Annotated in this window: 20 protein-coding genes; 8 read left to right on the forward strand and 12 right to left on the reverse strand. The window is 71.6% G+C overall.

All coding sequences use genetic code 11. The features are described from left to right. Nucleotides 1–30: 30 nt before the first annotated feature. From ABR738_RS05910 to ABR738_RS05920, 3 genes are all read right to left on the reverse strand, one after another. Nucleotides 31–1,614 (reverse strand): GMC family oxidoreductase, encoded by a 1,584-nt coding sequence (locus ABR738_RS05910; protein WP_350228910.1) that lies wholly within the window; start codon nucleotides 1,612–1,614, stop codon nucleotides 31–33. Then, nucleotides 1,595–3,136 (reverse strand): APC family permease, encoded by a 1,542-nt coding sequence (locus ABR738_RS05915; protein ID WP_350228911.1) that lies wholly within the window; start codon nucleotides 3,134–3,136, stop codon nucleotides 1,595–1,597. Before ABR738_RS05915 ends, ABR738_RS05910 begins: the two co-directional genes overlap by 20 nt. Before the next feature lie 84 nt (nucleotides 3,137–3,220). Then, the gene (locus ABR738_RS05920; RefSeq protein ID WP_350228912.1) at nucleotides 3,221–4,708 is read right to left on the reverse strand and encodes an aldehyde dehydrogenase family protein; all 1,488 of its coding nucleotides are present in this window, start codon (nucleotides 4,706–4,708) and stop codon (nucleotides 3,221–3,223) included. Between the two features lie 282 nt (nucleotides 4,709–4,990). Between ABR738_RS05920 and ABR738_RS05925 the strand changes: the two genes are divergently transcribed. Then, a complete protein-coding gene (locus tag ABR738_RS05925; RefSeq protein ID WP_350228913.1) occupies nucleotides 4,991–5,587 on the forward strand; it encodes a Type-2Aa cytolytic delta-endotoxin in 597 nt (198 codons plus the stop codon). Between the two features lie 8 nt (nucleotides 5,588–5,595). On the opposite strand, the gene ABR738_RS05930 is transcribed toward ABR738_RS05925, so the two are convergent. Continuing rightward, the gene (locus ABR738_RS05930; protein ID WP_350228914.1) at nucleotides 5,596–7,296 is read right to left on the reverse strand and encodes a ricin-type beta-trefoil lectin domain protein; all 1,701 of its coding nucleotides are present in this window, start codon (nucleotides 7,294–7,296) and stop codon (nucleotides 5,596–5,598) included. A gap of 841 nt (nucleotides 7,297–8,137) precedes the next feature. On the opposite strand from ABR738_RS05930, the gene ABR738_RS05935 reads away from it, so the two are divergent. Continuing rightward, nucleotides 8,138–9,244, forward strand: coding sequence for an alpha/beta hydrolase (locus tag ABR738_RS05935; protein ID WP_350228915.1), 1,107 nt, complete (start codon nucleotides 8,138–8,140; stop codon nucleotides 9,242–9,244). Nucleotides 9,245–9,455: 211 nt separating this feature from the next. After that, nucleotides 9,456–10,382, forward strand: coding sequence for a signal peptidase I (gene lepB, locus ABR738_RS05940; protein ID WP_502964036.1), 927 nt, complete (start codon nucleotides 9,456–9,458; stop codon nucleotides 10,380–10,382). 135 nt (nucleotides 10,383–10,517) lie between these two features. On the opposite strand, the gene ABR738_RS05945 is transcribed toward lepB, so the two are convergent. The 4 genes from ABR738_RS05945 to ABR738_RS05960 form a co-directional block, all read right to left on the reverse strand. Next, nucleotides 10,518–11,042 (reverse strand): hypothetical protein, encoded by a 525-nt coding sequence (locus ABR738_RS05945; RefSeq protein WP_350228917.1) that lies wholly within the window; start codon nucleotides 11,040–11,042, stop codon nucleotides 10,518–10,520. Beyond that, a complete protein-coding gene (locus ABR738_RS05950; protein ID WP_350228918.1) occupies nucleotides 11,039–11,698 on the reverse strand; it encodes an RNA polymerase sigma factor in 660 nt (219 codons plus the stop codon). Before ABR738_RS05950 ends, ABR738_RS05945 begins: the two co-directional genes overlap by 4 nt. Nucleotides 11,699–11,763: 65 nt before the next feature. Beyond that, complete coding sequence (locus ABR738_RS05955; protein WP_350228919.1) at nucleotides 11,764–12,369, reverse strand: LPXTG cell wall anchor domain-containing protein; 606 nt, start codon at nucleotides 12,367–12,369, stop codon at nucleotides 11,764–11,766. Nucleotides 12,370–12,523: 154 nt separating this feature from the next. Further along, the gene (locus ABR738_RS05960; RefSeq protein ID WP_350228920.1) at nucleotides 12,524–13,768 is read right to left on the reverse strand and encodes a carbohydrate-binding protein; all 1,245 of its coding nucleotides are present in this window, start codon (nucleotides 13,766–13,768) and stop codon (nucleotides 12,524–12,526) included. Nucleotides 13,769–14,003: 235 nt separating this feature from the next. Between ABR738_RS05960 and ABR738_RS05965 the strand changes: the two genes are divergently transcribed. The 5 genes from ABR738_RS05965 (at nucleotide 14,004) to melC2 (ending at nucleotide 18,964) form a co-directional block, all read left to right on the forward strand. Further along, nucleotides 14,004–15,161, forward strand: a complete 1,158-nt coding sequence (locus ABR738_RS05965) for a D-alanyl-D-alanine carboxypeptidase family protein (protein WP_350228921.1) — start codon at nucleotides 14,004–14,006, stop codon at nucleotides 15,159–15,161. A 378-nt stretch (nucleotides 15,162–15,539) separates the two neighbouring features. Then, nucleotides 15,540–15,986, forward strand: coding sequence for a subtilase-type protease inhibitor (locus ABR738_RS05970; RefSeq protein ID WP_350228922.1), 447 nt, complete (start codon nucleotides 15,540–15,542; stop codon nucleotides 15,984–15,986). A gap of 134 nt (nucleotides 15,987–16,120) precedes the next feature. Beyond that, a complete protein-coding gene (locus ABR738_RS05975; RefSeq protein ID WP_350228923.1) occupies nucleotides 16,121–17,212 on the forward strand; it encodes a phosphatidylinositol-specific phospholipase C domain-containing protein in 1,092 nt (363 codons plus the stop codon). 463 nt (nucleotides 17,213–17,675) lie between these two features. Then, nucleotides 17,676–18,065, forward strand: coding sequence for an apotyrosinase chaperone MelC1 (melC1, locus tag ABR738_RS05980; protein WP_350228924.1), 390 nt, complete (start codon nucleotides 17,676–17,678; stop codon nucleotides 18,063–18,065). A gap of 53 nt (nucleotides 18,066–18,118) precedes the next feature. Continuing rightward, the gene (melC2, locus tag ABR738_RS05985) at nucleotides 18,119–18,964 is read left to right on the forward strand and encodes a tyrosinase MelC2 (protein ID WP_350228925.1); all 846 of its coding nucleotides are present in this window, start codon (nucleotides 18,119–18,121) and stop codon (nucleotides 18,962–18,964) included. A gap of 10 nt (nucleotides 18,965–18,974) precedes the next feature. Here melC2 and ABR738_RS05990 read toward each other — a convergent pair whose 3' ends face one another. Genes ABR738_RS05990 through ABR738_RS06005 form a run of 4 tightly spaced genes read right to left on the reverse strand, consistent with a single transcriptional unit; the run spans nucleotide 18,975 to nucleotide 21,942 of the window. Next, on the reverse strand, nucleotides 18,975–19,775 hold the full coding sequence (locus ABR738_RS05990) for a methyltransferase domain-containing protein (protein ID WP_350234437.1): 801 nt from the start codon (nucleotides 19,773–19,775) through the stop codon (nucleotides 18,975–18,977). A 28-nt stretch (nucleotides 19,776–19,803) separates the two neighbouring features. Continuing rightward, on the reverse strand, nucleotides 19,804–20,673 hold the full coding sequence (locus ABR738_RS05995; protein ID WP_350228926.1) for an ABC transporter permease: 870 nt from the start codon (nucleotides 20,671–20,673) through the stop codon (nucleotides 19,804–19,806). Further along, nucleotides 20,633–21,469: an ATP-binding cassette domain-containing protein gene (locus tag ABR738_RS06000; protein WP_350228927.1), complete on the reverse strand. Its 837-nt coding sequence runs from the start codon at nucleotides 21,467–21,469 to the stop codon at nucleotides 20,633–20,635. The genes ABR738_RS05995 and ABR738_RS06000 overlap by 41 nt, the downstream gene beginning before the upstream one ends. Continuing rightward, nucleotides 21,466–21,942, reverse strand: coding sequence for a MarR family winged helix-turn-helix transcriptional regulator (locus ABR738_RS06005; protein WP_350228928.1), 477 nt, complete (start codon nucleotides 21,940–21,942; stop codon nucleotides 21,466–21,468). Before ABR738_RS06005 ends, ABR738_RS06000 begins: the two co-directional genes overlap by 4 nt. Nucleotides 21,943–22,092: the final 150 nt, after the last annotated feature.

A 22,092-nucleotide genomic window follows, 5' to 3' on the forward strand; every position in this document is an offset into this window, starting at 1 on the left:
CGCGAGGGGCCCGGGACGGGCCGGGGTGGGTCAGCGCGCGTCGGCCTTCAGCAGGTCGGCGCACTTCTCGCCGATCGCCATCGTGGTGATGCACGGGTTGACGGTGACGAGGTCCGGCATCACCGAGCCGTCGCACACCCGCAAGCCCTCGATGCCCTTGACCCGAAGGCGCGCGTCGACCGGCGCCATCGCGTCGTCGTCGGCGCCCATCTTCACCGTGGAAGCGGGGTGGTAGACGGTGTTGTGGGTCTTGCGGATGTAGTCGAGGAGTTCGTCGTCGGTGCGGACGTCGGGGCCCGGGGCGAGCTCGGCGCCCGCCCAGCCGCTCAGGGCGGGCTGGGCCGCGATCTGGCGGGCCAGCTTCAGACCGTACGTCATGACGCGCTCGTCGTGCTCGTGCGTGAAGTAGCGCGGGTCGACCATGGGCTTGTCGCGGTAGTCGCGGGTGCGCAGGCGCACCGTGCCGCGCGACTTGGCCTGCGTCACATTGGGGGTGAGGCAGAACGCGTTCTCGGTGGTCGGGTAGCCGTAGCGGGCCGTGTTCATGTCGAACGGCACCTGGCCGTAGTGGAACATCAAGTCCGGGCGTTCCAGGCCGGGTTCGGTGTCGGCGAAGATGCCGATCTCCCACCACTGGGTGGAGGCCGTCGTCATGGGCTGCTTGGCCTCCCACATGATGACGCCCTCGGGGTGGTCCTGAAGGTTCTCTCCCACGCCGGGCGCGTCCACCAGGACGTCCACTCCCACCTCGCGCAGATGGGCCGCCGGTCCGATGCCGGACAGCATGAGCAGCTTGGGGGTGTCGATGGAGCCGCAGGACACGATGACCTCGCGGCGGGCGGTGACCGTGCGGGTGTGGATGAGGTCGGGGTCCAGGTACTCGGCGCCCGTGCAGCGGCGGTCCGCGTCGATGAGGAGCTTCTTGGCGCGGACCCCGGTGCGTACGACGAGGTTGGGCCGCTTGTCCATCACGGGGTGGAGGTAGGCCACCGAGGAGGACTGACGGATGTTGTTCTCGTCGGAGTTGATCTGGAACCAGTTGGCGCCCCGCACCACGGTCTTGCCGTCGTTGAACCGCGTGGTGGGGATGCCCTGTTGGGCACAGGCCTCAAGGAGTGCCGCGCCGCACGGGTCCGAGGACTTGACGTCGCGTATCTTCACCGGCCCGCTGCGCCCGTGGTGGTCGCCGGGGGCGTCGTTGGTCTCAAGGCGCCGGTAGAGCGGGAAGATGTCGGCCGCTCCCCAGCCCGAACAGCCCGCCGCCTCCCAGGCGTCGAGGTCTTCGGCCGGGGCCCAGAAGGCGATGCAGGAGTTGTGCGACGAGCAGCCGCCGAGGACCTTGGCGCGGGCGTGGCGCATGAAGCTGTTGCCGTGGGTCTGCGGTTCGACGGGGTAGTCCCAGTCGTAGCCGGATTCGAGCAGGCCCATCCAGCGGTCCAGCTTGAGGACGTTGTCGTCACCGACGTCCGAGGGGCCTGCCTCAAGGACGCACACCGTCACCGAGGGATCCTCGCTGAGCCGGGCCGCGACCACGTTGCCCGCCGTGCCGCCGCCGACCACGACGTAGTCGAACTCTTCGGTGGGGGTGGGGGATTCAGTGGACTGTGTCGGCATGATGGTGCGACTCGCTTTCGTTTTCCGATGCGGCATGGCTCGCGAGGACGCCGGTCTTGTGGCGCTGGACGAACCAGTAGTAGGCGAAGCCGCCGAGCAGGACGGCTCCGACGAAGAGGAAGGCGCCCCAGCGCAGGTACCAGTGGTAGGGCGCGGTGGCGTTGTAGACCTCGGCGCGGGGCCAGGCCAGGTTGAGGGTCATCGCGCCGCCCCACAGCACGCCGAGGATGTTCACCGGCAGGCCCCAGCGGCCGAGCGAGAACTTGCCGTCGCCGGCCGGGGTCCACTTGCCGCGCAGGCGCGCGATGAGCATCGGCAGGGTGACCAGGAGGTAGGCCACGTAGATCATGATGATGCCGATGCTGGTGACGACCGAGAAGATCTGCGGCTGACGGATGTTCACGAGCAGGATCACCAGGGCCAGTACGCCGATCACGACGGCGGGCAGCACGGGCGTCTGGAAGCGCGGGCTGACCTTGGCCATCAGGGACGCGGCGGGCAGGTTGTTGTCCCGCGACATCGCGAAGGCGAGGCGGATGGCGGCGGTGTGCACGGCGAGCGCGCACACGGTGACCGCGATCAGGACGCACCAGAGCATGAGCTTTCCGCCGGTGTCGCCGAGCACGTCGAGCACCACGTACTGGAGGCCGTCGCTGGTGATGCCCTTGCCGTCGAGGCTGGAGACGCTCATCAGGGCGAGGATCAGGATCAGGCCGCCGAGCACGAACGAGGCGAGCAGGGCGCGCAGGATGGCACGCGGCGCGTTGCGGGAGGGGTCGACGGACTCCTCGCCGAGCGAGGCGGCCGTGTCGAAGCCGTACATCACGTAGGCGGAGGCAAGCGCGGCGGTCAGGAAGGCGCCCATGTAGCCGAAGCTGCCGCTGCCGCCGTGGCCGTGGGTGTCGAGGACGACGGAGGGGCCGCGTACGACGTGGACGGCGAACAGGACGATCAGGACGACGGTGGCGACGAGTTCGAGGAAGACACCGGCGGTGTTGATGCGGGCCATCAGCTTGACGCCGAAGGCGTTCACCAGGGTGGTGAAGAGGATCAGGACGGCGGCGAGGATGACGGCGTTGGTGGCCACGTCATAGGTGCCGGTGCCGTCGCCGACGATCTGGAAGACCTTGGAGATCTGCGGCAGGGTCGCCTGGTAGGCGAGCGCGACCGCCGCGATCGAGACGATGGAGGCGATCAGCATCATCCAGCCGGCCAGCCAGCCGACGTGCGGGCCGCCGAGCTTCTTGGCCCAGTTGTAGACCGAGCCGGCCACCGGGTACTTGGCGGCGAGTTCCGCGAAGCACAGGGCGACCATCAGCTGGCCGACGAACACCAGCGGCCAGGACCACCAGTAGGCGGGACCGCCGAAGCCGAAGCCGAAGTAGAACAGCTGGAAGGTGCCGGTGAGGATCGAGATGTAGCTGATGCCGGCGGCGAAGGTGTGGAAGTTGCCGAGCGTGCGTTTGAGTTCGGGTCTGTAACCGAACTCCCGGAGATCGTCGTCATCCTTCGTCATGCTCATGACCAGGCTCCAAGTAGGCAGGGATGCAGGAGGGGCACGGATGCGGTGGCCGGCCGTCCGCGTGGACGGCCGGCCTTCAGCGGCTCAGCTCTCGAACCACCCCTGGGGCGCCGGGTCCGTGTTGCGCCAGATGTGCTTGGTCTCCTGATACTCGGCCAGGCCCGCGGGACCGAGTTCGCGTCCCGTCCCGGACTGCTTGTAACCGCCCCATTCGGCCTGGGGAACGTAGGGATGGAAGTCGTTGATCCATACGGTGCCGAGCCGCAGCCCCGCCGCGACGCGGTGCGCCTTCGCCTCGTCGGTGGTCCACACCGCGCCGGCCAGGCCGTAGACCGTGTCGTTGGCCAGGCGCACGGCCTCGTCCTCGGCGGTGAAGCGCTCCACCGTCAGGACCGGCCCGAAGGACTCGTCGCGTACGACGCTCATGTCGCTGCGGCACTCGTCCAAAATGGTCGGCGGGTAGTAGTAACCGGCCTCCAGTTCGGGGGAGTCGGGGCGCTCGCCGCCGCAGCGCAGCACGGCGCCCTCGGAGATTCCGGCGGCGACGTACGCCTCGACCTTGTCGCGGTGGGCGGCGGAGATCAGCGGTCCCGTCTCGGCCCGCTCGTCGAAGGGGCCCCCGAGGCGGATGCGGCCCGCGCGGCGCACGAGTTCGTCCACGAAGCGGTCGTGCAGCGCGTCCTCGACCAGGAGCCGGGTGCCGGCCGAGCAGACCTGACCGGAGTGCAGGAACACCGCGGTGAGCGCGTTGTCCACGGCGGCGTCGAAGCTCGCCTCGCTCGCCGCGACATCGGCGAAGACGACATTGGGGTTCTTGCCGCCGAGTTCGAGCGCGGTCTTCTTCACGGTGGGCGCCGCGGCCGCCATGATGCGGCGGCCGGTCACCAGGCCGCCGGTGAAGGAGACGAGGTCCACGTCGGGGTGGTCGGCCAGCGGCGCGCCGGCTTCGGCGCCCGCGCCGAGCACCAGGTTGGCCACGCCCGCCGGAAGGCCCGCGTCGGCCAGGAGCTTCATGAGGTGGATGGCCGTGTGCGGGGTCAGCTCGCTGGGCTTGAGGACGAAGGTGTTGCCGGCGCCGATCGCCGGGGCCACCTTCCAGGCGGTCTGGAGCAGCGGGTAGTTCCACGGCGTGATGAGCCCGCAGACCCCGACCGGCTCCCGCACGACGCGGCTGTCGACGACCGGGTTGCCGGTGTCGACGACACGGCCCGCGCCCTCGGAGGTGACGAGCGTGGCGAAGTAGCGGAAGCACCCCGCGATGTCGTCCATGTCGTAACGGGACTCGACGATGCGCTTGCCGGTGTCGAGGGATTCGGCGCGCGCCAGGATCTCCTTGTCGCGCACCAGCAGGTCGGCCACGCGCAGGAGCAGCGCACCGCGCTCGGCCGGGGCCGTCCTCGGCCACGGTCCGTGGTCGAAGGCGGCTCGGGCCGCGGCGATGGCGTGCTCGGTGTCCTTGGGGCCGGCCTCGTCGACGGTGGCGACCAGGGTGTTGTCGGCCGGACACCGGATCTCGCGGGTCCGCCCGTCGACGGCGGCTCTCCACTGGCCGTCGATGTAGAGCTCGGGCATGGTTCGGATCCTCCGATGCGGTGCTGGGACAGGGCCACCTGCGCCCCTGCCCGGCCGTGCGGGGAACATGCCGAAAAAATCACCCGACGTGACCGGCGTCACTTTCTGTGGTCTTCGCAGGTCAGAGGCGCACACCTGGTTACTTACGGTCACGCCGCCCGGTGCGCCAGCCTCCCGCGAGGCGGGTGGCGCACGGAATGTGAGACCGCTGCGCCCCTTCCCGGCCGCTTGGGCATACTGCGCGTCGGCCATTGATCACGTCCAGCCTCCAGGGGAGCAGCCATGGTTGACCGGAGCACCAGCGCGAGGGCCGTCTTCCGGACGGTCGCCGAAGCCGGCCCCGACGCGCTCGACCGGCTGCGCGCCGCCGAGGCCGCACTCCAGGAGGCGATCGCCCCCGCGGGCGGCGACTTCGACTTCGCCGCCGTGCGCGCGGCCGCCCGCGCCCTGCCCGACAGCACCCTCGTCAAAATCATCCCGGGCTTCGGCCTCCAGGAGACCGCGCCGGTCCAGGTCATGGTGCTCACGCTGAAGCAGGCTGTGCGTCAGGCCCTGGTCGAGCCGTTCGCCAACCCCGCCTTCTGGGAGCGTACGGACGCCGCGCTCGCCCAAGTCTTCCTCGGCCTGGGCGAACAGGAAGGAGCACCCCACCTCGGCTTCCGGGAGAGCGCGGAGGGCGCCCGCTACTTCTGCGATCTGCTCTTCGCGCTTCAGGACGAGGAGACCGCGGGCGACCTCTGCCTCGTGGCGTTCCACGTGGAGGTGACCGTGGCCGCCGACCGGGCGACGCTCCTGTCGCTGAGCGCCGAGGACACGGCCGCGGTCACCCTGCGTGTCGACGCGGTCAGCGTCCGGCAGAAGCTCGCCCCCCGCGCCTGACACGGCTGTCACACGGGCAGGGCCCAGGTCTGGTTGGCCTGCCGCGCCCCGCACGCCCAGGTGTCCAGTTTGGTGCCCGGAGCCGTGCCTCCTGCGTACACATCGAGGCAGAGCCCCGATCCGGCGTTGACCAGCGCGCCGTCCGGGTCGGCCGTCCAGCGCTGGGCCGCGTCGCCCGCGCAGTCCGACAGAACGGCCGCGTCGCCCGCGCCGCCGCTCGCCGTCAAGCACTTGCCCAGGGCCCGCACGGTCGAGTCGTGGGCCAGGGTCCAGCGCTGGTCGGCGCCGCCGGCGCAGGTGGAGAGGATCACCGGGGTGGCGTTCGCGGTGCCGTCTGTCGCCACGGCCGCGCAGTTGGCGCCGTTGCCGGTGAGCTGCCCGGTGGGTACGGCGGCGGCGCAGCCACTGCCCGGGGTGAGCCGCCAGATCGCGGTGCCGTGCGCGGGAATGGTCGCGCTCAGCGCGGACGAGGTGGTCGAACGGGCGCCGCTCCACAGGTTCTTGGCGCTCACCCGGCAGCCGGGCAGGCCGACCGAGGCGAGGGTGGTGGACACGGTCCGCGCCGACGAGGAGCGGTTGAGCACGGCCACGGCCCGGTCGCCGCCCGCGAGCGGGCGCGCCAGCACGTCGGTCGTGCCGTCGGTGGACACCATCCCCGCCTGCCGCCCGAGGCTGTCCTGGTCGATGGCGATGAGGGCCCTGTTGCCGAGGGCCGAGAGCCCGGCCGGGGTGAGGGAGGCCACGTCGGAGGAGAGGATCAGCGGGGCGGCCATCATCGCCCAGAGCGCCACCTGGCTGCGCGATTCTTCGGCGCTCAGACCGGGATCGCCGGCGAGCAGGAAGTCGGGGTCGTTCCAGTTGCCCGGTCCAGCGTAGCGGCCGATCCAGCGGTTGTAGCCGTAGTTGTGCAGCACGCTCGCCCAGCGGCTGGTGCCGGGATGGGCGGGGTTGTAGACGGCGATGTCGGTGCCCTCGCGCCAGAGCTGGCCGTCCTTGCCGACCCAGGAGAGCACGGAGAACCAGTCCGAGCTGCCCCATTCGCCGTTCGGCTGGAAGTAGGCGGGCGCCGATTCGGAGAAGACGATGTCACGCCCGGAGTCCGCGATGGCGTCGGCCTCGCGGTCGTACGCCTGGCGGTAGGCCTCCTCCTTGGTCTGGCCCGGGGCCACGTACATGTTGCAGCCGTCGAGCTTGAGGTAGTCCACACCCCAGGAGGCGAAGGTGTCGGTGTCCTCGGCGAAGTGGTCGCCGCCTCCTCCCTGGGGGCGTCCGCTGCCGGGGTAGCCCTCGCAGGTGGCGGAGCCGGCGTCCTCGTAGATGCCGAACTTCAGACCACGGGAGTGCAGGTAGGAGCCGAGCCAGGCCATGCCGTGCGGGAAGCGCTCCGGGTCGGCGACGAGGTCGCCCGCGGCGTCGCGGCTCTTGGCCATCCAGCAGTCGTCCACCGTCACCGTGGTGTAGCCCTTGGCGGCGAGGCCCGAGGAGACCAGGGCGTCGGCGTTGCGCACGACGGTCGCTTCGCTGATGTCGCACATGTAATGGGCCCAGTTGTTCCAGCCCATGGGCGGGGCGGCGGCCAGGGGCGCGCCACGGGGCGCGGAGGGCGCCGGCGCCGTCGAGGCGTACGCCCCGGCTGCGCTCAGCGGGACGGCGAGGGCCGCGGCGAGCAGGGCCGCGATTCTCCTGCGGCGGGTGGGAAGTGACGGCACGACAGATTCCTTCCTGGCCCGGCCGGCGGGGCCCGGGCGCCATGCGTGAGGAGGGCAGGGGAAGGTGCCGATCCCGCCGGCACGAGCCTGCCGGAGGGCACCCGCCAGTGCAGTACTGACGCTCGTTGTTGTCAATGGCTCCCATCGAGCGAGCGGAAACAAGCATCCGCCGCGCCCGGGGCCGAGCCCGGCATTGCCGAGGCGTGTCCGCGCACGGGCCGGCCGGCCGGGGTGGCCCGCCGGGCGCGGCCCCGTGCAGGCCGGATGCGGGATGGCGCCAACTCGCCCGCACAGAGGCCGAGTTGGGGTGCGACCCGGGCGCTGCGAGGTGCCACGATTTCCCGCTTCGCGGACGACCGGCCCGGGCCGCGCGCGATTGGCGCATTCCAGTTCGTCGGGTGGGGCGGCGCGTGTGGACGACGCCGGGGACCCGGTCGGGCGGGACCTCGCGGCGTGGGCGCGCGAAGCAGCCGGGGGGACGGTCCGCGCTTCGGCCGCGCGCCGGAACGAGGGTCCCGCCGCCCGGTGACGGTGCGCTGCGACACCTCCCACGCGGGAGGACGGGCTGTCCTTCAACGCTGCGGCGGATCAAGGTTCCCCCGCCCGGTGGCGGTGCGGTGTGACAGCCGCCACGGCCGCGCGAGCCACAGGGTGCCCGCTGTCCGGGTAGGAGACCCCTCAGGCACCGGGCCGCCGGGCCACCGGGCCGCCCTCGTCGGATCGAACACTTGCACAAGATTTGTATGACGAATCCGGAACCCTTTGGCCCTCCGTGCCCATCAGCCCTGATGGAACGAACAGGCAATGCCCTTGGGCCACAGAACCACCCGGAGCGATCGCAATGACCCACCCCCGCCAAGGGGCCTATCAGTCTCGGGGCCACCGCCGGGCCCGTCGCGCCAAGCGCTGGATACTCGGCGTGGTCGCCGTCACCGTGCTCGGCCTGATCGCGTGGCCCGTCCTGAACTATTTCGACGTGTTCTCCGACAAGGGAGACGCGATCAGTTTTGGTCAGGACGGCGGGGTCGGTGGCGACAAGCCGGGTGGCGGTGGAGGCAAGGCCGACTCCAAGGTCCTCATGCCGACCGGACCCGAGGCCAAGTTCACGGTGGCCGGCACGGTGCCCGAGAACGGCACCAAGATCGCCGTGACGACCCTGGAGGGCAAGAAGTCCGGCTTCACGGGCAAGGTGTGGGTCTGGGTCCCGCCGGAGTACAAGGACCCGAAGTACGCCAACAGCGGCTTCCCGGTGATGGTCGCGCTGCCGGGCGGCGCCGGCTACCCGACCAACTACTGGATGGGTACGGACCTCAAGCTGGAGGCCAGCGTCTCCCAGTGGTCCAAGGAGGGCAAGAGCCTGCCCTTCATCCTCGCGATGCCGGTGCTCAATCCGCACCCGGACACCGGCGGCCTGTACTGGGACGCCAGTGACATCCCGGGCCAGCCGAAGATGGGCACCTGGCTCACGGAGGACGTCCCCGACCTCATCAAGGCCAATTTCCGCACCGTCAACTCCCGCGACGGCTGGGCCTTCATGGGCTCCTCCACCGGCGGCTTCGCGGGCCTCAAGAGCGTGCTGCAAAAGCCCGGCCAGTTCAAGGCGGTCATCGCCTCGGGCCCCGACATCGTGCCCGACTCCCGCCTGTGGGCCGGTCACGAGAAGGAGAAGGCGGACAACAATCCCAACCTCCTCGCCCAGAAGCTGATCGCCGCCAAGAGTCCCGACGTCTACCTCGCCTTCCAGGTCGGCACCGTGGGCTCCGACGCGCAGGCCAAGCCGAAGATCGAGGAGTTCATCTCCAAGTACACCAAGGGCCCGGTGAAGACCAAGCTCAGCGTCATACAGGGCGGCGGGCACAACGCCAAGACGTATGTGCCGAACATGGCCGACGGCGGTCTCATCCAGTGGATCAGTGAGCACATGCAGGGCCCCGTTCCCGCCTCATAAGCCACCGGCCCGCCGCGCCACCGACCCGGGGGCCGCGCCGGCCCGAGGTGCGCGCGGGCCCGAGGTGCGCGCCTCAGGCCGGGGTGCGCGTCGGGCCCGGATGATGCGCAGGACCGGGGTCCGCGCCCGCCGGATCGCCCCGCTACGGGAAACATCGCCGGACACTCCCCGGGGCCCTCGTCGATCGGGGGCCCCCGGGAACTACCGTTCGTTGGGCAGTCGTGGATCGGAGCCGTCCGGGGCTTCGACCACCAAGGACCGGAGGAGCAGCGTGGGGAATTCAGCGGTCGGCGCCGGCGGGAGTACGGGGACCGACGGCGAGGAGCCGGACGAGCCGGGCACCCCCCGGCGGCGTGCCAAGCACCGCTCCTTCTGGAAGGAACTGCCGATCCTCATCGGCGTCGCGCTCGTGCTCGCGCTCCTCATCAAGACGTTCCTTGTGCAGGCGTTCTCCATCCCCTCGGAGTCGATGCAGAACACGCTCCAGCCCGGTGACCGGGTGCTCGTCGACAAACTGACCCCCTGGTTCGGATCGGAACCCGCGCGCGGCGAGGTCGTCGTCTTCCACGATCCCGACAACTGGCTTCAGGACGAGCCGACTTCGCCCCAGAACGTGGTCCAAAAGGCCCTGTCGTTCATCGGCATCCTGCCGTCGGCCGACGAACACGATCTGATCAAGCGGGTCATCGGGGTGGCCGGGGACACGGTGGAGTGCAAGGGCACCGGACCCCTCAAGGTCAACGGGAAGCCGCTCGTCGAACCGTACGTCTATCCCGGGAACACGCCGTGCAGCGCCGACCAGGCGGGCGGCCAGTTCAAGGTGACCGTGCCCAAGGGCAAGATGTGGGTGATGGGCGACCACCGGCAGAACTCGGCGGACTCCCGCTATCACCAGCAGGACAAGAACCACGGGCTCGTCCCGGTCGACAAGGCCGTGGGCCGCGCCTTCGTGATCGGCTGGCCCGTCACCCGCTGGGCGACGCTGCCGGTTCCCGACACCTTCGACCAGGCCGGCATCAACACGGCTGCGGCCCTCGCACCGGGCGCGCTCACCGTCGCCGGGGCGGCCCCGCTGGTGCTGTGGCGCCGCCGGCGCGCCCTGACCGCGACGCCCGCCGCTCCGAACGGTGACGTCTGACGCCCGGGTGACGTCCGATGCCCGGGTGACGTCCGATGCCCGGGTGACGTCTGACGCCGACCCGCGTCACGCCGGTCGCGCCCCTGCGAGCCGCACCCGGTCACAAAGGCGGTGGGGGGCGTCGTCGGCGGCCCGTCAGGGCGCCGGTGTCCGTGGGGGCGGCGTGACCCGCTGGGGTACGGGGCCGCGCGAGTGGCCCTGTTTCTCCGCTGTCGCCGGCGGTGACGGGGGCAGGGCGCCGGGCTCCCGGGGCGGGGACGGCGAGGACGGCGAGCGGTCCACTGACGGCGGGCCAGGGGACGGGGCGCTGCTGGGCGGCGGTGACGGCTTCGGGGTGGGCGCCACCGAAGGCCCGCGCGTGGGCGGAGGCTCGACCGGGCCCGGCGAATGCGCGGGCAGCGGGCGCCGCTCCTCGGGGCCGGGGGTGAACGCGGCATGGCCCACAGCCACGGCGGCGGCCGTGGCGAGCCCCGCGAGCGGCAGCGCGAGACGGCGCGGCCACAGCCAGGCCGGCCGCGTACGGCGCGACTGCCGGCCCGGTGGCCGCGCGGGACGCAGATCGGCGCCGGTGATGTTCTCCGCGCGGGCGGCGAGCGCGGCGCGCAGCCGCCGCTCGACCGGGCGCCCCGCGTGCTCGGGTTCGCTCCAGCGGCCGCTCATGTCCGTGCCTCCAGGATCTTCTCCAGCGCGTCTATGCCCCGGCTCGCGAGGGACTTCACCGAGCCCCTGCTGATGCCGAGGGTGGCCGCGATCTCCGCCTCCGTGAGATCGCTCCAGTACCGCAGGACGAGCACTTCGCGCCGCCGAGCCGTCAACTGGCCGAGCGCGGCGATCACTTCGCGGTGCTCCTCGTCGAGAACCACGCGTTCCTCTGCGGAGGGCGCGTGCGGTTCATGGGGAGGGGTGTAGCCGCGCGCGGTGCGACGGCGGCGCAGCAAGGAGCGCGAGGCGTTGACGACGGCGGTCCGCAAATACGCGAGGGCGTTGTCGATCTCCTCGATCCGCTCGCCGTGACGCCGGTAGAGCGCGGTGAACGCGTCCTGCACGACGTCCTCGGCGCTCGCCAGGTCGTCCACCAGCATGATGGCGAGACGCACCATCGCGAGGCGGTGGGCGTGGTAGAGCTCGCTGATGGTCGGCCGGCCGGCGTCGGGGGCGCCATCCGTGACGAATCCACCCGGGCCGTGGCCCACCCCGCGTGGCGTGAACGGCCGCGCGCGCGGGTCGGTACGGCTGCGGCGCAGCAGCCGGCGCCACCGGGGTGGGGACAGGCGCGGGAAGAGGGGGGCCGGGCGCGGCGCGGCGGTGTACTCCATCACGTTCCTCGGGTGCGCGGGCAGTGCCCCGCCCCGCTCGCGCGGGGACGGGGCCGTGGCGTGCCTCAGTTCGCGTGCCGCCGCCGGACGGCGTAGACGGTGCCGAGACCCACGAGGATCAGCGCACCGGCGCCGACGCCCATCACCGTCGTGGCCGTGGACGAACCAGTATGGGCCAGCTCCTTCTGATCGGCGGGCGCGGGGGCGGCCGCCGGTGCGCTCGGCGCCGCGCTCGGCTCGGCGCCGCCGCCGGCCAGCGCCGCGGCCGTGGGCTCGACGCCCTGGGGCTGCTTGGGCTGCGGCGCGGCGGACGGCTCGACGCCCTGAGGCCGCCTGGGCTGCGGCGCGGTGGGCGGCTCGGTGGCCGCAGGGCTCGGCCGCGCGGCGGCCACCTTGCTCTCACCCGCTCGCTTGACCGGCGACGACGCGTCGGCGTCACGGTACTGGGCCACCGGGGCCTGCGCGACGCTCCTCGCCTCGACACCGGGCCCTTCGGCGTGGGCGGGCCCGGCGAGCGCGGGGGCGGCGAGAGCGAGGAGCAGGCCGGTCGCGGCCGCGGCGCCGGCCAGGCGGCGCGGGCGGTGCGGGCGGCGGGGGTCGGTCTTGGCGGGACTGTGCTGGGGGACGGTCACGTTGTGGTTCTCCACGGTGTCGAGGGGGCGGCGCCACATGCGCCTTCACCCCTGACGACGCGCGGCGGGCACGGGGGTTGCCGCCGTCCTCGAAAAACTTTCGCCCCGCTTGCCGGCCGCCCGAAGGACCCGGGTACGCCTACGGCTCCGGCACGCGCGACGCGGCGCGCGGGCCGGAGCCGTGGCGAGAAATTCAGCAGGCGCCCTCGTCCTGCCAGACCCCCCACTCCCCCGTGGTCCCGGGCTCCTCGTCGCGCGTCCACCACTTGGCCTTGTACGTGTGGCCGTTGTGGGAGACCTCGTTGCCCTGGGTGTAGACGGCGCCCGGGGTCCAGGCCGCCGCCGCGCAGGTGCCGCCACCACCGGGCGACGAGGGCGGCGGGGAGGACGGCGAGGGCGAAGACGGCGAGGTGGGCGGGGTGGCGCCCGCGAACCTCACCGCGTACTTGGCGAAGTCCCAGGCCGCCTGCGGAACGCTGCTGCACGTCCCGGACGTCCTGCCGTTGTTGTCGGGCGGGGTGCACTGCCGGTCCCGGTTGAGGGACCAGAAGGTGAAGCGGGCCATGTTGTGGCCGGTCGCGTAGTCGAGCACGCTCTGGAAGTCGGCCTGCGAGAAGAACTCGCCGGAGTCGCTGCGCCCGTTCATCCCGGAGAAGCCCTCATGGGCGTACGCGGTCGCCGCGTCCCAGCCGAACGTCGACTGGAGTATGGAGTTGAAGCCGGTCAGCGCGCTGGTCTGGGCGGAGGCGCCGCTGAACCCGCCGTCGAACGGCATGATCGAGAAGTTGTCGGGCACGAAGCCCTGCGACTTGGCCTCGTTCAGCATCTGCTTGCCGAACCAGCCGGTGCCGTCGGCCGTGCCGGCGGTGGTCACCGACACGTAGAGACCGGGGTTGTTCCGCTGGAGGATCTTGGCGGCGCCGATCTCGTGGGAGATGGCGGCGGTGTTCTCGTACTCGGGCTCTTCGAGGTCGAAGTCGATCGCCTTCAGGCCGTACTTGGTGATGACCTGCTGGTAGGCGGCGGCGGTGGCGGCCGCGTCCGAGCAGTTCTGGCCGAGCTTGGTGCCGCCGTAGCCGCCGGCCGATACCGACACGTCGCCGCCCTTGGCGCGGATGGCGGAGATGACGCCGGCGACGGCGGTGTCGGAGGAGACGGGGGCCGTGCCGCCCCAGGTGGGGCTGCATCCGCCTCCGTCGGGAGCCAGGACGAAGGCCAGCTGGAAGGCCTTGAGGCCGGTGGCGTCCATGATGGCGGGCGCGTCGGGCGGGTCGTTGTCGAGGGGCATCAGATAGGGGGCGGCGGCGTACCAGCGGGCGCCGAGCCCGGCCGCGTCCACGGTCGCGCCCGACGCCTGGCCCGCGACGAAGGAGGCGAGACCGGCCGCCGCCAGCGCGGCGCTCGCGGCGCCGCAGAGGAGCGCACGAAGAGGCTTCATACGAGGTCTCCTGGAGTGTGGGAGGGACCCCAGAATTGGCCGGTGGCCGGAACACGTCAACGACTTGGACTAGACCATTGCTATTCCTTGAACGAACGGAGCCGGCCGCGTGAACGCGCGGGACCGGGACGCCAGCAGCGAGGCACGGAATCAGCCACGCCCACGGATGGCGGCGTGTAGGCCGGACGGCACAAGCCGACCTGCGTGATGTCCGTTCTGTTCCTACGGTGGCTGAATGGTCATCAGGTCCGGATTCCGTTCCATGGCAGCGCTCACCGCCACTGCCGCCATCGGTCTGTGCTGCCTGGCTCCGACGCAGGACAGCTCCGCCTCCGCGCCCCTGCCGGTACCGGCGGGCGAGCACGTGCGTCCGCGCACCGGCGCCCCCGCCCTTCCGGCCGGGGTGTCCGCGCTCTCGTTCGTGGTCGCCGACGCCCGCACCGGCAAGATCCTCGCCGCCCGCGACGCGCACCGCAGGCTGCCGCCCGCCAGCACGCTCAAGACCCTGTTCGCGGTCACCGCGCTCCCCCACCTGCGCGCGGACGACCGGCACACGGTCTCCGAGCAGGACCTGGCCGGCATCGGTCCGGGCAGCAGCCTCGTGGGCGTCGAGGCCGGGCACACCTACCAGGTCTCCGATCTGTGGCGCGGCGTGTTTTTGAGTTCGGGCAACGACGCCGTGCACGTGCTCGCGTCGCTCAACGGCGGCTGGGAGCAGACGGCGGCGCAGATGCAGGCCGAGGCCCGCAGGCTCGGCGCCCTGGACACCGAGGTCGTCTCGCCCGACGGGTACGACACCCCGGGGCAGGTCTCCTCGGCCTTCGACCTCGCCGTGTTCGGCCGTGCGGGTCTGGCCCGCACGGACTTCGCCGAGTACTGCTCGACCCCCTCGGCGCAGTTCCCCGGCGGGGGCGGTTCGTACGGAATCATGAACACCAACCGCCTGCTCTCGGGCAGCGACGGGGTGGCCCGCTACCCGGGGATCATCGGCATCAAGAACGGCTACACCAGCAACGCGGGCAACACCCTGATCGCGGCGGCGAAGCAGGGCGAGCGCACCCTCCTGGTGACCGTCATGAACCCGCAGTCCGGCGGCGGGTTCGAGGTGTACGAGGAGGCCAGGACCCTGCTGGACTGGGGGTTCGGGGCGTGGGACCACGTCGACGCGGTGGGATCGCTCGAACCCGTACGGCCCACCAGGGCGGCCCACCGGCCACAGGAGACGCGCACCGCCCAGGTGGCGGCCGTCGAACCGGCCGGGGTCGCGAGCGAGGAGGAGTCGTCCTGGCCGGTGGCGGGGTCCGTGGCCGGCGGCCTGGCCGTGACCGCCACGCTCGTGGTCCTGGCCCGACGGCGCTCGGACCGCGCCCGCGCGGGACGCCCCAAGCGGTGAGGTCGTGGCACCGGACCCCGCCACGTGCGGGCGGACCATCGCGCGGCATTGCGGCACGCGGCAGTCGGCAGTCGGCAGTCGGCAGTCGGCAGGTGATCCAACCGGGGGGCCGTGCTCTGGCCACCCTCAATTCAGCCTAAGATTCCCAGAATAAAGTCATCCACTGCCTTGAAATCGACGCAACCCCCGCTAACACATCTTTCTTTTGGCCGACCTTGCCCGACCCGCCGACCTGGGCGACCATCCATCGCCCTGCACGGATGCGGCTCCGTTGCGTGACTTCAGGTGACCGAATGTGTTTGGCGCGGTACGCGGGACCCCGCACCTCGGTACAGACTCCTGTTCGTTCTTCGGAAACCAACCCCAGGAGTGTTCGAAATGCGGAAGATCGCAGCAGTCAGTGCCGTCGCCGTCGCTCTGCTGGCCAATGGACTGGTCGGAACCGGCCTCGGCTCAGCGGCCGCGGCTCCGGCCGCGGCCCAGCAGCCGATGAGCCTGTACGCGCCGTCCGCCCTCGTGCTCACGATCGAGCCCGGCACCGGCGACCAGGCGACCTCGGTCCAGCGCGCGGTGACCCTCAACTGCGCCCCGACCCCCTCCGGCACCCACCCCACGCCCGCCGAGGCATGCGCCGAACTCAAGCGCGCCAAGGGCGACTTCGCCGCTCTCGCCGCACCCGGCGCCCCTCACCTGTGTACGCAGCTGTGGAACCCGGTCACCGTGCGGGCCGACGGCGTGTGGAACGGCCGGCGCGTCAGCCATGTGCACACGTACGGCAACTCGTGCATGAAGGACGCCGGTTCGGAGGCGGTCTTCAACTTCTAGCCTGCTCCACTCGACCGGGCCGGGCCCCAGGGGGTGACAACCGCGTTCCCTCTCGTGTTACTTGACATGTCTTCGCCTATTCACCCGGCGATGCCACTGTCCTGATGGAATGCCACCCTCACCCAGGAGGACCCGTGTCGGACCCCCGGCCCAGACGTTTCGCACCCCGGCTGCGGACAGCCCTGTTCAGCGCGCTCGGTGCCTGCCTCGCCCTCGCCGCGGCGGGTGCGGGCTCCGGCGCCAGTGCGGCGGGAACGCAATCGCTGCCGCTGTCCGGGGCCACCGTCTCCGGCCTGCACAACACCTACGATCCGGCCGCGTTCCCCTATCTGGCACAGGCCCTCGACACCGGCACCTCGATGATCGAGCTCGATGTGTGGGACGACTTCATCACCAAGGAGTGGAAGGTCAGCCACTCCAACCCACTGGGCAACAGCAACAATTGCGTGAACGCCACCACCCCCGCCCAGCTCTACTCCGGCGGCGCCAACAAGGACCTGGAGAGCTGCCTCGACGACGTACGGGTCTGGCTGGGGGCACACCCCGGGCATCCGCCGCTCGTCATCAAGCTGGAGATGAAGGCGGGCTTCCAGTCCACCTTCGGCCTCGGCCCCGCCCAGCTCGACCAGACCATCAGCGCCCATCTGGGCTCCGCCGTCTTCCGGCCGGCGGATCTGCTCGCCAAGCCCGGCGGCGGGCAGTACGCCACCCTCGACGAGGCCGCGGCCGCCGGCAACTGGCCCACCCGCGACCAGCTCGCGGGCAAGGTGATGCTCGAAGTGATCCCGGGCACGGTCGAGGAGGGCAACCCCACCGACCGGCTCTGGACGGACGTCGAGTACGCGCGCCACCTGCGTGACCTGGCGGCGGCGGGCCACGTGGCGCAGGCGCAGGTCTTCCCCTCGGTCCACAACACTCAGGCGGGCGACCCCCGTTCACGCTACGCGGAGACCTCGATCCGGCCGTGGTTCGTCGTCTTCGACGGTGACGCGTCGGCCTATCTGAGCGGCGGCATCGACACCGCCTGGTACGACGCCCACCACTACTTCGTCATCATGACCGACGCGCAGAACGTGGCGCCGGCCCTGGACGACAAGAACCCCTCCCCCGAGGACGCGCGCGCCCGGGTGGCCAAGCTCGCCGCCGCCCACGCCAGCGTCGCCTCCAACGACTGGACCGCCCTCCCCCAGGTCCAGTCGCTGGCCCTGCCGCGCGGGGTGGGCTGACCTGTAGCAGCACCCTGAGGCGTTCACCGGCATCCCTGCCGGTGAACGCCTCTTTTTCTACCCGGGGTTCAGGCCACTGGCCAAAGCCCGGCGCGCGTTTCCGGTCGCCTTCCGCGCGTGAGGGCAGCCACACCCGGCCCGCCAAAACCACAAGATTTGCATGGCGTTGGCATATTGCAGAGGAAATCTCCACATCGGGGCCCTTGATGACGCGGAGTCGACAAGATCGCCGTTGTTGAACATCGCACTTCGAATCGGGACATGTCCGCATTGCGCCCAACCCCTTGATCGCCGCTTCCCCGGCCGTGGCCGCAGCCGATAGGCATGGAGCCGTACGGGTCCGCCGGCCGGCACGGCCGTGACCAGGCCGGTCGCGGTTCCCTGGGCGATCGCGCAGGCCACCGGCAGAAACGGGCCCGGCACCAACCGCCCGCCAACTCACCGTGAATCAAAGGGGATTGCCATGCCACAGCCCTCCGCCGCGTGTCGGCCCACCCGCCGTCACGCCATCGGCGTCACCACGGGCGCCCTCGCCGGCCTGGCCCTCGGGGGCACCGCGCACGCCGTCGTCACGGACGACCGCCACCCCGCCGGCCCCGCCGAGGACCTGCCCGAGGCCTTCGACGAGGTCTTCCAGGGGCGGCGCATCCAGGGCGTGCCCGGCGCCGGGCACGCGCACCACGGCGGCGGCTACGCGGTACGCATAGACGGCCGGGACCTGCACGTGATGCGCAACGCCGACGGCACCTGGATCAGCGTCGTGAACCACTACCAGACCTCCCCGACTCCGCGCGCGCTCGCCCGCGCCGCCGTGGTGGAGCTTCAGGGCGCCGACCTCGTTCCGCTCGGCTGATCCGCTCCCCCGTCACGTCCCGTCCGCACCACAGCCCCACCAGGAGCACAGCCATGGCCGTTCGCAAGAACCAGGCAGACCTCACCGCCGCAGAGAAGCGCCGCCTCGTCGACGCGCTGCTTCAGCTCAAGCGCGACGGAAGGTACGACGCCTTCGTCCGCACCCACAACTCCTTCATCATGAGCGACACCGACACCGGCGACCGGGTCGGCCACCGCTCGCCGTCGTTCCTGCCCTGGCACCGCAGATTCCTCATCGAATTCGAGCAGGCGCTCCAGAGCGTGGACGCCTCCGTCACCCTGCCCTACTGGGACTGGACGGTCGACCGCACCCCGGCCTCCTCGCTGTGGGCGGCCGACTTCCTCGGCGGCACCGGGCGCAGCAGGGACGGGCAGGTGATGGACGGGCCGTTCGCGCACGGCACGGGCAACTGGACCATCAACGTCCGGGTGGACGGGCGTACTTATCTGCGCCGGGCGCTCGGCGCGTCCGTCGCCCAGCTGCCGACCCGGGCCGAGGTCGAGGGTGTGCTCGCCATGACGACGTACGACATGGCGCCGTGGAACAGCGCGTCGGACGGTTTCCGCAACCACCTGGAGGGCTGGCGCGGGGTCAATCTGCACAACCGCGTCCATGTCTGGGTGGGCGGCCAGATGGCGACCGGCGCCTCGCCCAACGACCCGGTGTTCTGGCTGCACCACGCCTTCGTGGACCGGCTCTGGGCGCGGTGGCAGGCCTTGCACCCCGGCTCGCCCTATCTGCCGGCGGCGGGCACCGCCAATGTGGTGGACCTGCACGACACGATGCGGCCCTGGAACGACGTGAGCCCGGCGGACCTGCTCGACCACACGCGGTACTACACCTATGACGGCGCTGCCGGCACGGACACCGCCGCCTAGGCTCCGCCCGTCAGGCCGGGCGGCGGCCCCAGGCCGAGATCATCGGCGACGTCGCCAGGTCCAGGCGGCCGGCGGCGACGCTCGCCAGATGGCGCTCGATGTCCTCGTCGTCGGCGAGGTTCCGGGCGACGAGCTGGTCCCTGACCTGGCGTACGGTCGCGGCTTCGAGGACGGCGCCGGCCGGTGAGGTGACCGGGAAATAGGCGTCGGCCTCGACTCGCTCAAGGCCCGACTCCCTTAGCAGGCGCGGAAGTTTACGCCCGTAGGAGAGGTCGGCGCCGCGCTCGGCGAGCAGGGCGCGAAAGCCTCGCCGCAGCCGGTTGGCGCGTTCTTGTTCGGGGCCGTACTCGTCGAGGCAGAGCAGAGGCTGGAGCGCGGGGTCGGCGTCCTCGATCAGCAGGACGCCGCCGGGGCGCAGCGCCCCGGCCATGGTGGCGAGGGCGCGGGCGCGGTCGGTGACGTGGACCAGGACGAGGCGCGCGTGGACGAAGTCGAAGGGCCCGCCGGGCGCCTGGTCCTGTCCGACGTCGTGGCGGCGGACCTCGACGTTCGGCGGCAGCTCGGCGCCGCTCAGCCACGCGGTGTCGAGATCACTGGCGAGCACCCTGCCCTCGGGGCCGACCCGTTCGGCCAGGCCTCGCGGCACGGAGAGCCCGCCCGCGCCCACCTCCCAGACGTGGTGGCCGGGGCCGAGACCGAGCGCGTCGAAGTGGCGGAACGTCGAGTCGTCGAAGAGTTCGGCGAGCGCGTCGAAGCGCTCGCCGGCCTCGGCGCGCCGATTGTCCAGGAGGTATCCGTCGTCTTCTGTCATGGGGGCCACGGGTTCATGATGGCAGCGCTCAGCGCGCCAGCCTGCCAAGGAGCGAGGACGCCGCGAGGATCCCGAGCAGCGCCGCGACCACCAGGACCCCGTAGTCGAGGGCGAGATGGGTGTGGGTGCCAAGGAGCAGTCCGCGCAGGGCGTCCACCTGGTAGCTGAGCGGATTGGCCCTGCTGACGGCCTGGAGCCAGCCCGGCATGATCGAGACCGGGTAGAGGGCGCTGGAGCCGAAGAACAGCGGCATGGTGATGGCCTGGCCGATGCCCATCAGACGGTCGCGGGTCAGCACGATCCCGGCGATGGTCATGGACAGGCAGGAGAAGAACGCGGAGCCGAGGACGACGGCGACGGCGACGCCGAGCAGCCGCAGCGGGTTCCAGGTGAGGGCCACGCCGAGCAGCGCGGCGATCACGATCACCACGACGGCCTGGATCAGCGCCTTGACCCCCGCGGCGAACGCCTTGCCGGTGATGAGGGCCGAGCGCGGGGTGGGGGTGACCAGGAGTTTGGTCAGGATGCCCGAGTCCCGCTCCCAGATGATCATGATGCCGTAGAAGATGGCGATGAACATGGCGGACTGGGCGATGATGCCGGGCGCGAGATAGTCGATGTAGGGGATGCCGCCGGTGGGGATGGCCTTGATGCGGGTGAAGGTCTCGCCGAAGATGAGCAGCCACAGCGCGGGCTGGACGGCCCGGGTGTAGAGCTCGGCGCGGTCGTGCCGGAGCTTTTGCAGTTCGACCGCGCACAGCGCGCCGGCCCGGGCGGGCAGCAGGCGCCAGCCGGTGCGGGGGCGCGGCGGGACGAGCAGCAGCTCCAGGCGGGGGTCGGCGTCCGGTCCCGCGACGTCACCCGAGGCGGGCCGCGGTGCGGCGGGTGCTGCGGACATCGCGGAAGTCACCTCCCTGGCTGTCGAGCCCGCTGCCCGCGATGTCGCGGAAGACGTCCTCCAGGGTGGGCGGCGGGGCGTCGGGTGTGGTCGCGGCGGTGCGCTCGCGCAGCTCGGCCTTGAGGCCTTCGGGTGTGCCGAGGGCCCGTACGCGGCCTCGGTGCATGAGCGCGAGACGGTCGCAGTACTGGTCGGCCTCGTCCATGTGGTGGGTGGTCACGAGCACGGTCATGCCGGTGGCCCGGCGCACCGCGTCGATGTGCTCCCACACGCTGGTGCGGGCGATCGGGTCGAGGCCGATCGTCGGTTCGTCGAGTATGAGCAGGCGGGGCGCGCTGACCAGGGCCTGGGCCAGTTCGAGGCGGCGGATCATGCCGCCCGAGTACGTTCTGGCCATGCGGTCGGCCGCGTCGGTGAGCCCGACGGCGTACAGGGCCTGCTCGACGCGGCGGGCGCGTTCCTTGCGCGGGACGTCGAAGACGCGGGCGAACAGGGCCACGTTCTCGCGTCCGGTCAGGCCGGAGTCGGCCGACAACTGCTGGGGTACGTAGCCGAGCAGCCGGCGCACCGCCATCGGTTCCTTCGCCGCGTCGTGGCCGAACACCCGCACCCGGCCGGCCGGTACCGGCAGCAGGGTGGTGACGCAGCGGATCGCGGTGGTCTTGCCCGCGCCGTTGGGGCCGAGCAGTCCGAATACCTCGCCGGTGGCGACCGCGAGGTCGAGCCCGTCGACCGCCAAGGTCGCGCCGAAGGAGTAGGCGAGGCCGTCGCACCGGACGGCGTCGTCGTCGCTCATGAGCCCTCCACTTCCTCGTGCAGGTTCCGCGCGAGCCGGCGCAGCGCAGGCAGCGCCGCGTCGAGCGCGGCCCGGTCGGCCGGGTCCAGGCGCGTCACCTGGTCCCGTACGAGCGCCGCTCTGCGCTCGCGCCAGTCGCGGAGGCGGCCGGCGGCCGCGGGCGTGGCGTACAGCCGGGCCGAGCGGCGATCACCCGGGTCCGTCTCGCGCCGGACGTATCCGCCCCGCACCAGCTGGTTGACGAGCGTGGAGACCGAATTGCCCGCCAGATAGAGCTCCTTGGCAGCGGCCGACACACCGATGCCGGGACGGTCGAGGAGGAGCCGGAGCACGTCGATGTGGGCGCCGCGCAGGGGCGGGACGTCCAGGCCGGCGCGCAGCCGGCGCCGGATGAGCCGCTGGACACCGGCGAGCACATCGGCCAGGGAGTCGTCGAACGGTTCGGCGTCTTCCACAGCCGCAGAGGCAGCCATGGAACGATTTTATCTCTCAGTCAGAGGTATGTGCCAGACTCGGGCGCCCGCCGACCGCGCCCGGTGTGGCACCGCGCACATGTGGACCCCCTGTGAGAACGGCCCGGGGCCGCATGACATCTTTCCCCGGGGCCCTGTGCGCTCCACGCG

The organism is Streptomyces sp. Edi4, assembly GCF_040253615.1.
Lineage (GTDB): Bacteria > Actinomycetota > Actinomycetes > Streptomycetales > Streptomycetaceae > Streptomyces.

Coding starts and splice junctions, on each gene's coding strand:
- ABR738_RS05910 (WP_350228910.1), bottom strand. CDS start 1,614: ATGCCGACACAGTCCACTGAATCCCCCACCCCCACCGAAGAGTTCGAC.
- ABR738_RS05915 (WP_350228911.1), bottom strand. CDS start 3,136: ATGAGCATGACGAAGGATGACGACGATCTCCGGGAGTTCGGTTACAGA.
- ABR738_RS05920 (WP_350228912.1), bottom strand. CDS start 4,708: ATGCCCGAGCTCTACATCGACGGCCAGTGGAGAGCCGCCGTCGACGGG.
- ABR738_RS05925 (WP_350228913.1), top strand. CDS start 4,991: ATGGTTGACCGGAGCACCAGCGCGAGGGCCGTCTTCCGGACGGTCGCC.
- ABR738_RS05935 (WP_350228915.1), top strand. CDS start 8,138: ATGACCCACCCCCGCCAAGGGGCCTATCAGTCTCGGGGCCACCGCCGG.
- ABR738_RS05945 (WP_350228917.1), bottom strand. CDS start 11,042: ATGAGCGGCCGCTGGAGCGAACCCGAGCACGCGGGGCGCCCGGTCGAG.
- ABR738_RS05950 (WP_350228918.1), bottom strand. CDS start 11,698: ATGGAGTACACCGCCGCGCCGCGCCCGGCCCCCCTCTTCCCGCGCCTG.
- ABR738_RS05955 (WP_350228919.1), bottom strand. CDS start 12,369: ATGTGGCGCCGCCCCCTCGACACCGTGGAGAACCACAACGTGACCGTC.
- ABR738_RS05960 (WP_350228920.1), bottom strand. CDS start 13,768: ATGAAGCCTCTTCGTGCGCTCCTCTGCGGCGCCGCGAGCGCCGCGCTG.
- ABR738_RS05965 (WP_350228921.1), top strand. CDS start 14,004: ATGGTCATCAGGTCCGGATTCCGTTCCATGGCAGCGCTCACCGCCACT.
- ABR738_RS05970 (WP_350228922.1), top strand. CDS start 15,540: ATGCGGAAGATCGCAGCAGTCAGTGCCGTCGCCGTCGCTCTGCTGGCC.
- melC1 (WP_350228924.1), top strand. CDS start 17,676: ATGCCACAGCCCTCCGCCGCGTGTCGGCCCACCCGCCGTCACGCCATC.
- melC2 (WP_350228925.1), top strand. CDS start 18,119: ATGGCCGTTCGCAAGAACCAGGCAGACCTCACCGCCGCAGAGAAGCGC.
- ABR738_RS05990 (WP_350234437.1), bottom strand. CDS start 19,775: ATGACAGAAGACGACGGATACCTCCTGGACAATCGGCGCGCCGAGGCC.
- ABR738_RS05995 (WP_350228926.1), bottom strand. CDS start 20,673: ATGTCCGCAGCACCCGCCGCACCGCGGCCCGCCTCGGGTGACGTCGCG.
- ABR738_RS06000 (WP_350228927.1), bottom strand. CDS start 21,469: ATGAGCGACGACGACGCCGTCCGGTGCGACGGCCTCGCCTACTCCTTC.
- ABR738_RS06005 (WP_350228928.1), bottom strand. CDS start 21,942: ATGGCTGCCTCTGCGGCTGTGGAAGACGCCGAACCGTTCGACGACTCC.